The sequence below is a fragment of the Marinobacter sp. genome, from assembly GCF_965229985.1.
In the GTDB taxonomy this organism is placed as follows: domain Bacteria; phylum Pseudomonadota; class Gammaproteobacteria; order Pseudomonadales; family Oleiphilaceae; genus Marinobacter.
Genome location: NZ_OZ245935.1, coordinates 818,231 through 831,552, shown reverse-complemented (window position 1 = coordinate 831,552; position 13,322 = coordinate 818,231). Strand labels below are relative to the sequence as shown.

At 57.2% G+C, this 13,322-nt stretch carries 16 protein-coding genes; 2 read left to right on the top strand and 14 right to left on the bottom strand.

The features are described 5' to 3' along the window. Positions 1–28: 28 nt before the first annotated feature. The 3 genes from ACO06L_RS03805 to ACO06L_RS03795 form a co-directional block, all read right to left on the bottom strand. Complete coding sequence (locus tag ACO06L_RS03805) at positions 29–460, bottom strand: TIGR01244 family sulfur transferase (protein ID WP_202347605.1); 432 nt, start codon at positions 458–460, stop codon at positions 29–31. A gap of 96 nt (positions 461–556) precedes the next feature. Further along, a complete protein-coding gene (locus ACO06L_RS03800; RefSeq protein WP_202347604.1) occupies positions 557–982 on the bottom strand; it encodes a YeeE/YedE family protein in 426 nt (141 codons plus the stop codon). A gap of 4 nt (positions 983–986) precedes the next feature. Beyond that, a complete protein-coding gene (locus ACO06L_RS03795; RefSeq protein WP_202347603.1) occupies positions 987–1,424 on the bottom strand; it encodes a YeeE/YedE family protein in 438 nt (145 codons plus the stop codon). A gap of 347 nt (positions 1,425–1,771) precedes the next feature. On the opposite strand from ACO06L_RS03795, the gene ACO06L_RS03790 reads away from it, so the two are divergent. Next, the gene (locus ACO06L_RS03790; RefSeq protein WP_104322630.1) at positions 1,772–2,188 is read left to right on the top strand and encodes a phasin family protein; all 417 of its coding nucleotides are present in this window, start codon (positions 1,772–1,774) and stop codon (positions 2,186–2,188) included. A gap of 9 nt (positions 2,189–2,197) precedes the next feature. Here the strand turns inward: ACO06L_RS03790 and ACO06L_RS03785 are convergent, their stop codons facing one another. The 10 genes from ACO06L_RS03785 to ACO06L_RS03740 all read right to left on the bottom strand — a co-directional run bounded on the left by ACO06L_RS03785 (position 2,198) and on the right by ACO06L_RS03740 (position 10,623). Beyond that, on the bottom strand, positions 2,198–2,827 hold the full coding sequence (locus ACO06L_RS03785) for a TetR/AcrR family transcriptional regulator (protein ID WP_202347602.1): 630 nt from the start codon (positions 2,825–2,827) through the stop codon (positions 2,198–2,200). A gap of 18 nt (positions 2,828–2,845) precedes the next feature. Beyond that, entirely contained in the window at positions 2,846–3,658 is an 813-nt protein-coding gene (xthA, locus tag ACO06L_RS03780; RefSeq protein ID WP_202347601.1) for an exodeoxyribonuclease III, read from the bottom strand. 81 nt (positions 3,659–3,739) lie between these two features. Next, the gene (locus ACO06L_RS03775; RefSeq protein WP_202347600.1) at positions 3,740–4,480 is read right to left on the bottom strand and encodes a hypothetical protein; all 741 of its coding nucleotides are present in this window, start codon (positions 4,478–4,480) and stop codon (positions 3,740–3,742) included. Next, positions 4,477–4,998, bottom strand: coding sequence for a DUF2878 domain-containing protein (locus ACO06L_RS03770; RefSeq protein WP_202347599.1), 522 nt, complete (start codon positions 4,996–4,998; stop codon positions 4,477–4,479). The genes ACO06L_RS03775 and ACO06L_RS03770 overlap by 4 nt, the downstream gene beginning before the upstream one ends. Next, positions 4,995–6,269, bottom strand: coding sequence for an SAM-dependent methyltransferase (locus ACO06L_RS03765; protein WP_202347598.1), 1,275 nt, complete (start codon positions 6,267–6,269; stop codon positions 4,995–4,997). The genes ACO06L_RS03770 and ACO06L_RS03765 overlap by 4 nt, the downstream gene beginning before the upstream one ends. After that, a complete protein-coding gene (locus ACO06L_RS03760) occupies positions 6,257–7,141 on the bottom strand; it encodes a DUF1365 domain-containing protein (RefSeq protein ID WP_202347597.1) in 885 nt (294 codons plus the stop codon). The genes ACO06L_RS03765 and ACO06L_RS03760 overlap by 13 nt, the downstream gene beginning before the upstream one ends. A 2-nt stretch (positions 7,142–7,143) precedes the next feature. Continuing rightward, entirely contained in the window at positions 7,144–8,409 is a 1,266-nt protein-coding gene (locus ACO06L_RS03755) for an NAD(P)/FAD-dependent oxidoreductase (protein WP_202347596.1), read from the bottom strand. After that, a complete protein-coding gene (locus ACO06L_RS03750) occupies positions 8,406–9,206 on the bottom strand; it encodes an SDR family NAD(P)-dependent oxidoreductase (protein ID WP_202347595.1) in 801 nt (266 codons plus the stop codon). Before ACO06L_RS03750 ends, ACO06L_RS03755 begins: the two co-directional genes overlap by 4 nt. Continuing rightward, a complete protein-coding gene (locus tag ACO06L_RS03745; protein ID WP_202347594.1) occupies positions 9,203–9,670 on the bottom strand; it encodes a nuclear transport factor 2 family protein in 468 nt (155 codons plus the stop codon). Before ACO06L_RS03745 ends, ACO06L_RS03750 begins: the two co-directional genes overlap by 4 nt. After that, complete coding sequence (locus tag ACO06L_RS03740; RefSeq protein WP_202347593.1) at positions 9,667–10,623, bottom strand: acyl-CoA desaturase; 957 nt, start codon at positions 10,621–10,623, stop codon at positions 9,667–9,669. Before ACO06L_RS03740 ends, ACO06L_RS03745 begins: the two co-directional genes overlap by 4 nt. Positions 10,624–10,739: 116 nt before the next feature. Between ACO06L_RS03740 and ACO06L_RS03735 the strand changes: the two genes are divergently transcribed. Next, positions 10,740–11,768, top strand: a complete 1,029-nt coding sequence (locus ACO06L_RS03735) for an NAD(P)/FAD-dependent oxidoreductase (protein ID WP_202347592.1) — start codon at positions 10,740–10,742, stop codon at positions 11,766–11,768. On the opposite strand, the gene ACO06L_RS03730 is transcribed toward ACO06L_RS03735, so the two are convergent. Next, positions 11,758–13,242: an HD domain-containing protein gene (locus ACO06L_RS03730; protein WP_064230441.1), complete on the bottom strand. Its 1,485-nt coding sequence runs from the start codon at positions 13,240–13,242 to the stop codon at positions 11,758–11,760. The genes ACO06L_RS03735 and ACO06L_RS03730 overlap by 11 nt on opposite strands. Between the last annotated feature and the right edge of the window lie 80 nt (positions 13,243–13,322).

The window sequence follows — 13,322 nt, the reverse complement described above, 5'->3', positions numbered from 1 at the left end:
CCTGAACGTTGATTAGGCGGTTGGACTGTCAGCCTTTTTCGGCGGCCTGCTGTGCCATCCTTGGTGCAAGGCCGGAAATGTCGTAACCGGCGTTGCGCGCCTTGGTAAAGATTTCGTTGGCTGACGTGTTTCGGGCCGCACTCAGTGCCCACAGAACGGTACAGCGGGTTCCGGAGCGGCAGAATGCCAGTACGGGTTTTTCGGCGTCCCGGATCATAGGTGCGAAGCGGTTTACGTCGTCATCAGTGATGTTGCCCGACTCCACTGGCATGTAGACCCATTCAAGGCCCTGTTCCCGGGCAGCTGCTTCAATCTCCGCCATTGCCGGCTGGCCCTGCTCTTCCTGATCGGGGCGGTTTGCCACCAGGGTCTTGAAGCCCAGCTTTGCGGCTTCTGCCACGTCTTCGACTGAAATCTGGGGCGCTACCGAAATGTTGTCATCAATCTTTCTGATATCCATGGATGTCTTCTCCGAATCGGGTAATGGAGCTGCCGCCATGATCGCACAGCCTCCGGGCTGTGTCAGAGTGACGGCAGGGAATTTAACAGAAACTGATCAGGCTTTCGCTCGGCTGCGCTCAATCACCTCGAAGATGCCCATGCCCGCGACCATGGCCGCCACAAACACCGCCGCCTTGATTTCACCGGCACCGAGCGCTACCACCCCTGGTCCCGGGCAGAAACCAGCAATGCCCCAGCCAACACCAAAGGTCAGACCGCCCAGGATCAGCCGTTTATCGATGTGGGTGTTGGCTGGCATTTTCATGTGATAACCGAGGAAAGAAAGGGTGCGCTTGCGAGCTACGGCAAACGCGACGAAGCCCACCATGATGGCGCCACCCATCACAAAGGCCAGTGACGGATCCCAGAGACCAGCGATATCGAGAAAGCCAAGCACTTTCTCGGGATTTGCCATACCGGAGACGATGAGGCCAAGACCAAACACCAGGCCGGCAAACAGGGAAGCAAGGGAAAATTTCATGGCATCAGGCTCCCAGGAGATGACGAATGACGTAGACAGTGACAAACCCGGCACCCATGAAGCTCAGGGTGGCTGCCAGAGAGCGAAGAGAAAGCCGCGAGAGGCCGCAAACCCCATGCCCACTGGTACAGCCGGAGCCGTATCGAGTGCCGACACCCACTAAAAGCCCTGCAATAATCAGCGCTGGGTAGCCGGCCTTGATTTCAATGGGGGGAAGTTCAGTAGCCAGTATCCAGACTGCCGGAGCGCCAATCAGCCCGACGAGAAACGCCAGCCGCCAGGCTATATCGCCCTTTGCTGGTGAAAGAAGGCCGCCAAGAATTCCGCTGATGCCTGCAATCCGCCCATTCAGAAGCAGAAAACTGGCTGCAGCAATGCCCACCAGAATGCCACCCACCAGTGCGGACCAGGGGGTGAAGTTACTCCACGCGATTTCAATCATCTGATACTCCGAACGTTAGATGTGGTTGATTCGGGAATAAGCATATATCTTGGGGCAATAATACCAAAAAAAGCCCGGCAAAGGATGCCGGGCAGAGGCGTGCGAGTAGTATCCATGAAAGACTTCCAGACAAACCGGCATCAGCAGGGACGCCGGTATTGGGAAGTATTGACTATATTTTGAACACTTCAAGCGAGAGCGACTTTCGTTTGAAAACATTTTTTCATATCGGATACGTCTTTATACTGCGGCCTTTCATTGTGCGGCTTACAGCCCGACTGAAATCCGGCCAAAGCTGTAATACAATAGGCTTCCGAGAGAAATATCCGTACCCCCGAGGTTGTTACATGTCTGACGAGAACGACAATAAGCCGGAGAATGATCCGCAACTGGCGGCAAAAATCAAGGGTTCCGCCCGCCAGATCTGGCTGGCCGGGTTGGGCGCCTACACCAAGGCCGAAGAGGACACTGGCCGTTTCTTCGATCGTCTCGTTCAGGAAGGTGAGCAGTTGGAGAACAAAACCCGGGGCGTGGTAGAAAAGCAGATCAAGTCCGTGGAGGACCGGGTTGAAGGCGTTCGCGAACGTGCGACTGGCACCTGGGACCGGCTTGAGCACATGTTTGATGAACGGGTATCCGGGGCACTGAGACGTCTGGGGATCCACCGTCGGGAAGAGATCGAGTCCCTGGAGCGGAGGATTGAGGCCCTTGAATCAGAACTCGCCCGCCTGCGCAATCGTGCCGGCGACGATGAAGAGGAATAGTAACACCACTCAGAGATAGTCCCGGCTCATCAGCCGGGCTTCCTCCCGATGGTCGGGCTCCAGGTAGGGAATAACCAGGTGCATCATCTGGTAGACCCCGCGGCCCGGATCGACTGATTCCCTGTCATCCAGGTGTGACAGAGTATCAAAAGCGCTCCAGTAACAGGCAGTTAGAGTTAGCTGTTCACACAAAGATTCAAGTTCTTCCGCTTCAATCGCCATGATTCCCTGGCGCCGGAAACTTTCGCAAATGGTTTTGAAAGCGACCGTTTTCTTCTTCTGGATGCGTTTGAACCGGACCTGTAGTTGGTCGTAGCGGGACAAAACGTTCACCAGATCCTGGTAGAGAAACCGGTAGCGGGCGACGGTCTCGAACAGCAGATGCAGGAAAAATCCCTGTTGGTCGAGACTGATGTCGGCATCTTCCGGGACCGCCAGCAGATCCACCATGTCGTGCTCATACTGGTCGAACAGTTCCTCGACAATGTCGCCCTTGCTCTTGAAATGGTAGTAGAGGTTGCCCGGGCTGATGTCCATTTCATCGGAGATCAGCAGCGTGGTGACATTGGGCTCGCCGACGCTGTTAAACAGCGCCAAGCTTGTCTGCAGAATACGGTCGCGGGTTTTGATTTTTTTCATGTCGCGCCGGGCCAGCCCCTAGAGTTCGAAGCTCGCCCAGACCGGACAATGGTCGGACGGCCGTTCCATGGCGCGAATGTCGTAGGAAACACCAGCTTGCCGGGCTTTGGGCAGCAGGTTGTCACTGGCCATGATCAGGTCGATCCTGAGGCCCCGCTTGGGGTCGCGCTCAAAGCCCTTGCTGCGGTAATCGAACCAGCTGAAGGTGTCCGCTTCGTCGGGGTGGAGGTGTCGGAACACATCGGTGTAACCACGGGCTTCAACCTGGCCAAGCCATTCCCGTTCCTCGGGAAGGAAGGAACATTTGCCGGTGCGCAACCAGCGTTTGGCGTTGTCCGCGCCGATGCCAATGTCCTTGTCGGTTGGGGAGATGTTCATATCACCCATGACCACCACATGGCCGCCGGCCTGCTTCAGCTCATCCAGGTAGCGCATCAGGTCGGCGTAGAACTTTTCCTTGGCAGGGAACTTCACCGGATGGTCACGGCTTTCGCCCTGGGGAAAATAGCCGTTAATCACCGTCAGTTTTTCTCCATTGACGGTAAAATGGCCGGTAATCAGCCGACGCTGGGAATCCTCGCCGTCCCAGGGATAGCCTTTGACAACCTCTTCCGGCTCCGCCTTTGAGAGCAGGGCAACGCCGTAGTGGGTTTTCTGGCCGTGGAAATGCACGTGGTAGCCAAGCTCGCGGATCGACTCGACCGGAAAGTCTGCGTCCTGAACCTTGGTTTCCTGAAGACCGATAACATCGGGAGCCAGGGCGTCGATAACGGCCTCAAGCTGGTGCAGGCGGGTACGGATACTGTTGACGTTGAAAGAGACGAACATCATTGCAAAAAACTCTCCGGCGTTGATTCCTGCCGGAGTTTAACATACTGGCCCCCGGGGTCTGCCCTGGCAGGGCAGACAGTTTCAGGGGGTCAGTTCACAATCCGGGTAGGTATCCACGGAATAGCGGATATGAGCGGTATAATTCTCGTCCTGATTCTTCCGGATATTGCTCAGGCCAAGATAATCGGAAAGGGCACCGGAGTTGCTATAACCCAACACAATCGGATCCACCAGGAACCTCAGCACCATGCCGGTCGGGCGTATCTGGACCACATGGTCGGCATCCAACCGGTCGTTATCGGCCCGTTCCAACACGAAGCCATAGTGCTCGCCCCGGGTAGGCCCCAGAAACCGGAATTCCACGGGCTCGCCGGCAACCACACTCTGCCAGTTCTGGCGGACAAAGTTGTCGAATCCCGCATCCACAACGGTATTTGGCGGGTACGCTACCTCGAACCTCTCCGAGTCGCCGCGGGGCGTCTGCCAATTAATTAGCAGGGTCTCCGGTTCGGGGTAGGTTATCTCCATTTTTTCATCGAACGTCGGTTGAGAGAAGTCTACGGTCGGGCGCAGTACCGAGGCGTCATATTCCAGCGCCTTACTGGCGAACGACTCCTCTGCATCCGGTTTGTGATAGGCCACATCGTGCTGTTGAGGCCGGAAGATTCCATCCTCACAGGTGCCGCTAACGGCATGGCGCTCCTCGTAGATGACGCTACCGCTGTCAGTGGTCGCGGTACCGGTGAAGCGGAAATCCTGAGCTACCGCTGGCAAAGAAGCAGCCATCAGGGCAAGGGTAACCATCACGGTTTCGTTTCTCATCGCACCAGCTCCGGATAAAGCGTTTTACGGGCGAACAAGAGCAGTGGGAAAACAACCAGCCAGCCAAATGCGAGTGCGATCAGCGAGGGAATCAATTCCGGCAGTTGCACTGCACCGAGCTGGCTTGCCGACCAGTAAGCGAATGGGCCGGCGAAGGGCGCAAGCACGAACGGCAGCCACGCCTTCTTGCTGATCCAGTCCAGAGAATGGCTCAGGGTGGTCATGAAAATGGCCCAGATGGCCACCAGCCACGGCGGGGTCAGCATCACCTGGCCGGTGCCGTCGTCCAGAGTACCGGTCTGGAACCAGATGCCGTCCAGAACGGAACCAACCACGGTGCCCAGGCCAATGAACTGCAATTCGGTCACCCGGTTCTGGCTGACCAGCACGAAATGCAGGATCAGAAACACCACGACGACCCCGGCACCGATCAGCCCCGGATAGAACACACAGGCAAACCACCCCGCCTGGAAAAGCAGGAAGTTCAGTACGTTACGAGCCGTTTCTGACGCAATCATACGCTCAAGATATTCTCGCGTTTGTTGCCGGGCTTGGCGAACACCAGCTGAGCCACGCCAATGGCGCGTTCGCTGAAGCCCGCCTCACAGTAGGCAAAGTAAAAGTGCCACAGCCGTCGGAATGCCTCGTCGTAACCCATTGACTCCAGTTTATCGCGCTGGGCCATAAAGCGGTCACACCAGTCACGAAGTGTACGGGCATAGTGGAAACCGGTGTCTTCGGCATGGGTCAGCACCAGCTTGCTTTCCTTGCGAACCGATTCGAGGATCGCTCCGAACGAAGGAATAAAGCTGCCGGGGAATATGAAGCGCTGGATGAAGTCCACGTTCTTCAGGGCCCTCTGGTAGCGCTGTTCCGGCATGTTGATGGCCTGTACAAGCGCAAGACCATCCGGCTTGAGCAGGGCGTTAATCTGGGAGAAGTAGCTGTCCAGGAACTGCGGGCCAACGGCCTCGATCATCTCGATGGAGACCAGCTTGTCGAACTGGCCCTCAAGATCACGGTAATCGTCGAACAGGAGGGTGATACGGTCTTCCAGACCTTCCTTCTGAACTCGCTCTTGCGCCAACTCCAGCTGCTCTCTGGAAATGGTCGTCGTGGTCACGTGGCAGCCGTAATGCCTGGCAGCGTGGATCGCGAAACCGCCCCAGCCGGTGCCGATTTCAATCACCTTGTCACCCGGTTGGAGATCCAGTTTCTGGCAGATGGTGTCCAGCTTGTGGACAGCGGCTTCTTCGAGAGTGGATTCGGCACTCGGGTAGATAGCCGAGGAATACATCATGGTCGGGTCGAGGAAGGTCTCGAACAGGTCGTTGCCCAGGTCGTAATGGGCACTGATGTTCTTCCGGGAGCCTTCCTTGGTGTTGCGATTCAGCCAGTGCAAACCTTTCAGAGCCGGCTTGGTAACCCAGCTGAACCGGTCTTCAAACTCGTTCATGCGGTCGACGTTCCGGGTAAAGAACCGGAGCAGGGCAACCAGATCTGGCGTCGACCAGTCACCGGCCACATACGCCTCTGCTGCGCCAACGCTGCCGCCGGTCAGCAGGTCCCGCCAGGTACTGTGATCATGGACAATGAGTTCGGCAGGCTGGTATTGGCTATTGCCGTCTCCGAATACCAGGTCTTCAAACCCGGATTCCTTGACCGTCAGCTGGCCTTCGCCCAGTAATCGGAGCTGCTGAATCACCAGCGTCCTCGCAAACCGGCTGAGGGCCGGCAGGCTGCCGGAGCCGGATGAGGTGTTTTCAACCGAAGTATTCAGGTTCTCCATGAGCTTACCCTTCCACGAATCTTGTCATTGGTCTCGGCGCTGGTGACATCCAGCCCGGAATCATCGTGCCCACGGCGGTAGGCACTGTCGTCTTCGGGCAGTTTGTCCGGGTGGCTGTAAAACGGTGCCCCCTTCAGCTTGAGACGGAGCGCATGCCAGTAAATGCCTGCCACAACCTTGAACGCCTCTAGCGGAAACTTTCGAAGACTTCTGTGCACATCTTTACGATTGAGAGGGGTGCGTTGGACTACCAGGGTGGCATCAAAATGCTTGCGACCTTCCTCCAGAACATTCATGTGGATTCTCAGCTCCGGGCCCCGGAAACTGAATGTCCACTCGTAATGCTGGTTCATGCCATTGAACGGCGACACGTGAAAGCGCTTGCTGAAGCCAAATTGCTCGGTGCGCCAACCGGCCTGGTTGGGTTCCGCTCCTGTGGTCTCCAGACAATAGGCATGGCGATCGTGCCAGGGTGTGTTGGTAATCTGGGCAACGATCACTTTGGGAACCACACCATCGGCGGGACATTCCCCGGACCGATAGCAGAAATAAAAACTGACAGGATTGAACACATAGCCGAAGTAGCGGGGGTGGGTAATCAGCTCCACTTCCCCGTCCGGGCGCCAGCCGGTGGCTTCTTCCACGTGATCGCGAACAGCCACCGACAGGTCGTCGGTTTCCGGGCGAAAGTAATCCTTGCGCTTCAGGGAGATCCAGTTGAATCCTTCCAGGGAGAAAAGCGGACTGATCCCGGCAACCTTGCCCCACTCATCGGTGTCCAGGGCCAGGATGCCGGTGCTGTAGCTGAATTCGTGTTGCACCGGGTACTTCCGTCTGTGCCGGACAGTACCCTCCAGCCACTGGCTGTTCATGGTCAAAGCTCCACCCCGAAGGCCTCGGTTACCCGCAGCGCACTGCGGACACCGTCTTCGTGGAACCCGTTGAACCAGTAGGCGCCACAGTAATGGGTGCGATTCTGGTTGCCGATTTCTTCGTAGCGTTCCTGGGCGGCCACCGCATCCAGGGTGAACACCGGGTGAGCGTACTCAAAGCGCTTGATCACCTTGTCGGGATCGATATCGCGGCTGCGATTGAGGGTCACGCAGAAGGTTTCCGGAGCATCGTGGAAGTTCTGCAGAATGTTCATGTTGTAGGTAACGGAGACAGGTTCCGTGCTGTGGGTCGGGATAAAGTAGTTCCAGGCGGCCCAGGCGCGGCGATTGTCCGGCAACACGCTGCTGTCGGTATGAAGCACCACATCGTTGTTCTGGTACGCCATGGCGCCCAGGATATCCCGCTCCTTGTCAGTTGGCTCTGCAAGCATGGCAAGCGCCTGGTCACTGTGGCACGCGAAGATCACCTGGTCGAAGTGATGATCCTCGCCCTTTGCCGAAATGGTGACCCCGCTCTCATCTCTGACCACCCTGTCGACAGGGCTGTTCAGGTGCGTGGCATCCCCCAGGCGTTCCATCATCTTTTTCACGTACTGGGCGGAACCGCCTGAAATCACCCGCCACGTGGGTCGGTCATCCACGGACAGCATGCCGTGGTTGTTGAAGAACTGCAGGAAAAACCTGATGGGAAACTGTTCCAGAATAATCTCCGGCGCTGACCAGATGGCCGCACCCATGGGCACGATGTAGTAGTTCCGGAAGTAACGGGAATAACCGTTTCGGTTCAGATATTCGCCAAGGGTTTCCTCATTGTTGATGTTTCCCGCTTCAAGGTCTGCCCGTGTTTCCTTGTTGAAGCGCAGAATCTCCCGCACCATTTTCAGGAACGGCAGGTTGAACAGGTTCCGGCGCTGGGCGAACAGGGTGTTCAGGCTGGTGCCGTTGTATTGCAGGCCGGTGCTACTGCAATCCACGCTGAAGCTCATGTCGCTGACTTCCGATGGCACGCCAAGCCGCTCCATTAATTTGATGAAGTTGGGGTACGTCCAGTCGTTGAACACAATAAACCCCGTGTTCACCGGCCAGGTTCGACCACCGGCCTCAACCTGTTCTGTGTTGGTGTGGCCGCCGGCATAGTCGCCGGCCTCAAAAATCTGAACCTCGTGTTTCTCGGCCAAAAGCCAGGCAGCCGTGAGGCCGGAAACGCCGGCCCCAATGACAGCAATTCGCTGACGTTCACTACTCATCCATTATTTTCCTGTTCGGTGTTGCTTTTTCGGGCCATGGAGGCCGACATACGGTCGATCAGAGGCCGGGGAAGGGCGCCCAGCGCTTTCAACATCCAGGTGAAACGCTTGGGAAAGGCTATTTCGTTCTTACCACGCGCCAGGCCACTTACAATCCGTTCCGCCGCATCTTCTGCCGAGACCAGAAAAGGCATGGGAAAATCGTTGCGGTCGGTCAGCGGAGTCTTCACAAAGCCGGGTGACACCACGACGACGTCGATACCTTCTGCGGCGAGATCCGCCCTGAGGGCATGGGCGAAGTAGGTCAGAGCGGCCTTGGAGGCGCCGTAACCTTCTGCCCGGCCGAAGGGAAACCACCAGGCCGAGGAGCTAACGATCACCAGGGTAGCCGGCTGTCCCTTTGCCCGGCTGCGGCGAAGGGCGGGCAGGGCGATGTCCAGGCACCTGGCCGTGCCGATTACATTGGTGTGTATGTTCTTTTCGATTACATCACTGCTGTAATGGGCAATCTCGAGATACTCACAGGTGCCGGCATTGAGTATCACCATGTTCAGGTCGCCGTGATTCTCCAGTGTCCCGGCTATGGCTTGCAGATCTTCCTTGCTGGTGGTGTCTGCTGCAGCCGGAATGATCCGCTCGGGCGCAACAGAGGCAAGCTCCTCGAGGACTCCCTGGCGTCGACCGGTAATCACAAGGCGGTGACCGCCGCGAGCAAGAGCACGGGTAAGGGATTCGCCAATGCCTGAGCTGGCTCCGGTAATCCAGATGTTCGAGGTTTCCTGAAGTCGATCACTCATCCTGCCTGATCCTTGATCCAGCGAATGACCCTGCCAACGACAGGCAGGTTTTCGTAAAGCATTTCCCCTGCGTCAAAGTAGTCCCGGTGGTAGCACACCATGCCATCCCGGATTTCCAGGTGGCTCATGCCCTGAACCTGAACCTCCCGGCCCTTGCGAATGCGCTTGTGTCGCAAATACATAACCCAGGGCAGCGCAGCAAACTCTCCCTGCACCACAGCGTCACCAAACTCGAAGCGACAGGAAATAACGTTGGCGTAGGCCTCAGCGAAGTAATGTGTGAGGTCATCAAGCCCTTGAACCGCATTCAGCGGGTCCTGAAAACGAATATCCTCGCTGTAAACCCGGGAAAGTTTGTTGAGATTGCCCTTATCGAGTTCATTGAACAGCGCCCGAAAATTGTCGAGCGTTGCCGGCACCGCCGAGTTACGCGTACCTACTTCGATTTTTGAGGCGGTTGTCATTGTCTGCTCCTCCTCATTCTATCCAGCTCGCGTGTTTCTTCCTGAATGTGTTTCGGGATAGGGTTCAGCTCCCAGATGATGCCCAGCTTGGACATCAGCCAGAGGCCATACCAGGTGATATCAATTTCATACCAGCGGAACCCCTGACGCACAGACTGGGGCCAGCGATGATGGTTGTTGTGCCAGCCCTCGCCAAGCGTAAGCAGGGCCAGCCAGAAGTTGTTACGGCTGTCGTCCGATGTCTCGAACCGGCGCTTGCCCCAGACGTGGGAGAGTGAATTAATGGAGACCGTGGCATGGAACAGCACCACCGTTGATACGAAGAAACCCCAGACCAGAAGCTGCAAACCGTTCGTTCCCAGGCCCGGCGCCCAGGCCGCCAGAGCCTCACCAAGAGCGTAGATGCTCACCGCGGCCAGGGCCGGCACGAGCGCATCAAACCTGTTAATCAGCTTCAGCTCGGGGAATTTGAGCCAATCGCGAACCCGGCGTTCGTCGGTGGCGAAGCCGGCGTCACAGGTAAACCAGCCCATGTGGGACCACCAGAAGCCGCCTTGATGGGGCGAGTGGAGGTCCTGAACATCATCGGAATGCTGATGATGATGCCGGTGGTGAGCGGCCCACCACAATGGTCCGCGCTGGGCAGCACTGGCGCCGAGAACGGCGAACACAAACTGGGCAGGGCGGCTGGTCTTGAACGTCTTATGGGCAAAGTAACGATGATAGAATCCGGTGATTGCGAACATGCGCACGAGGAAAAATGCGATCGCAAAGCCGATGGCGAAGGCGCTAACGCCGGTGTAGAAAGCCAGTAAACACGCCAGGTGAAGCGCTATGAACGGTATAACCCGTAAAAAATTGAACGATCTGGACGTGGTGTCGATGTGATCCGAACCCGCCTCGGAGTCGAACCACCTCAGAATGTTTGTAAGCCAATGCTGCATTCGGGTCATACCCTGATTGCCCTTTCTCTTTTATGGAACCTTGATCGCACGCTCAGCCCTCTGGCCAAAGCAGTTTCATGGGGAGTTGTACGATCTCACTACCGGAATTGGATGCACGATAAACCATGTTTAATCAAACCTTTCATTCGCCTCTTATACGCCGTATCGCTGTTGTTGGTTCAGGCCTCGCCGGGCTAACGGCGGCTATTCAACTACAGGGCCTCGGCCATCGCGTCACCGTCTTTGAGAAAAGCCGGGGGCCCGGTGGCAGGCTTGCAGCCAAGCGGGTAACCGGTGGTTCGGCGGATGTGGGTGCACAGTACTTCACCTCCCGAAACCCGGATTTTCTGCCGTTTCTCCGTGAATTTGCCGGCACTGACAGTTTCGGACCGTGGAAAGGCCGGTTTGGTTTCCAGGCAGAGGCAGGTAATTGGGAGCCGTTCCCTCCGGAAACGCGTTTCGTGGGCACGCCACGTATGACCGCCATCACCCGGGCGTTGTCCGCTCATGCCTCGGTTGTCACTGAAACCCGGGTTGGCAAATTGGCCCGAAACGACCAGTCCTGGCGCCTCCTGGACACCTCCGGCATCCCCCTTGGCGACTTTGATCAGGTGATCATCACCGCGCCTCCAGCACAGGCCCGGGATCTGCTTGCCGACAGTGGCCTGGACGAATTGGCGTCGCAGCTTGATGATCCGGTGAGCCGGGTCCTGCCGTGCTGGGCCGTCGCCGCGCACTTCCCGACCTCGCCCTGGCCTCATCATGAAGGCATGCGTTGCCAGCACCCGGCACTGTTTTGGGTGGCCAACAACTCCAGCAAACCCGGTCGGGAGGACGATGGTCAGTGGTGGGTTCTGCATGCGAGCCCCGCCTGGACGGAAGACCATGTGGATGCGCCCGCGGATGAAGTTGCCGACAAACTCCTGGCTGCCTTCCAGGAGCTGACGGGCTTTGATGCCGGGCCAGACGACGTTGTCACTCATCGCTGGCTTTATGCCCGCTCCGAAGGCGGAGAGCAGCCTGGCCACCTGTGGTTCCCGGATTACGGGCTCGGGCTGGCCGGCGACTGGCTCAGCGGTGGTCGGGTTGAAGGCGCTTTTGACAGCGCCTGCGGACTGGTTGCCGAGCTGAATGCAGAGACTGCTACTCAGTAAGCGATTCCTGGCTGCCGGTGGTGACATCCGGGCGAGTGTAGAAATGGGTGATGGTGCCGTCACTGAATTTACTGAAGAAGGCGCTCACATCGGTGATCTTCTTCAGTGAACGAGTGCGGTGAATGGGCTCGCGCACCAGTACCTTGATACCGTTGAAATTGTCCTGGATATTCGAGAAACGCGCCCGCATGGAGCAGGTCACCACCTGGGCCGGATTAAGAGAGAGCTCCCCGGCCAACCAGGCGCTGTGCCGCTCAATACCCCTGGCCGAGAGGTCTTCCCGGGTATCCAGGTGGTTCAGCTTTACCCGGTTCACAATACAAAAAGAGAAGCTTTTCGGGTGCTTGCGGGCCACTTTGCGGAAGGCTTCCCAGAAAAAGTTATCGGTGAGCTCCGCAAAATAGGTCATGTCACTCAGGCAGGTATCCACCCATTCGAAATTCTCCGGGTCATCCAATACCTCATTGATCGCTTCCCGCAGGAGCCAGTCAAAGCCAAGCGCGGTCTTGTGGGCATACACTTTCCGGTACATCTGGTGGCGACTGTAAACGAAGTCTTCAAGTGCCCCCAGTCCTTTCTGGGTAATGGCAAGCCCCAGCCAGGGTTCAGACACATCCCAACCAAACCGCAGGTTACTCAGCAGGTGGTCCAGGTTGAAACCGCCAATTGTGACTGACGAGTGGAAGCCATCCCGCAACATATAGTCGGCTCGGTCGGCATCGATTTCGCCGGAGACAATGGACGACAGGAGGTCCATCACCAGGCCCGGAATATTTTCACTCAGGGGCGATCCCGCCGCGGCATCCTCACCGGCTATAAAAGCCCAGAAAGTCCGGGCATGACGGCAGAAGGTCTCGCTGGGCCTGACCTCGGTGGTTTCCATGATGCCGATAACATCCCGGGCATAGAGACCAGCACTTTCCAGATCCACGGCCGTCAGTACGTCGTGAGCGACCCGTACGGAATAATGCTCGTGTTCCAGTTCATCGGGCTCTTCCGGGTGGTAGGTGGAATAATCCACACCCCGCCAGAGATCCCGGAAACGGCCCGGCCGCGACATCAATTCTCGAATACGCCGGGCCTGGGTGAACTGGTGGGAGAAACTGGAATGGCCACTGTCGTGCAGCAGGCAGCCGAGCCGGATGGTTTTGGCAAGGTAGTCGATGGCATCCAGCTGGCTCAGGCTCAGGTCTGTCTGCTCACTGAGCTGCCGCTCTCTCAGGTAGGCGTCTATCATTGACCGGAACATCCGCGTACCCACGTGCATCACACCGATGCTGTGAAGGAATCGGGAATGGGTCGCGCCGGGAAAGACCAGGCTCAGGATGTCGTTTTGACAGATGTTGCGTAGTCGCTGGAAGAGCGGATGATCGATCACCTGGATTTCGTGCCGGTAAAGTGGAATCCCTCCGTGAACCGGATCCATGATCAACTTGTCATAGGCTCCGAGAAGATCGTTAACGGCACGTCGCATCAGATGGAATCTCCCAATTTCATAAAACTGGCCTTGTTATATCACAGGGGCGTGCCAGAATAGGCTTAATCATGCCAATT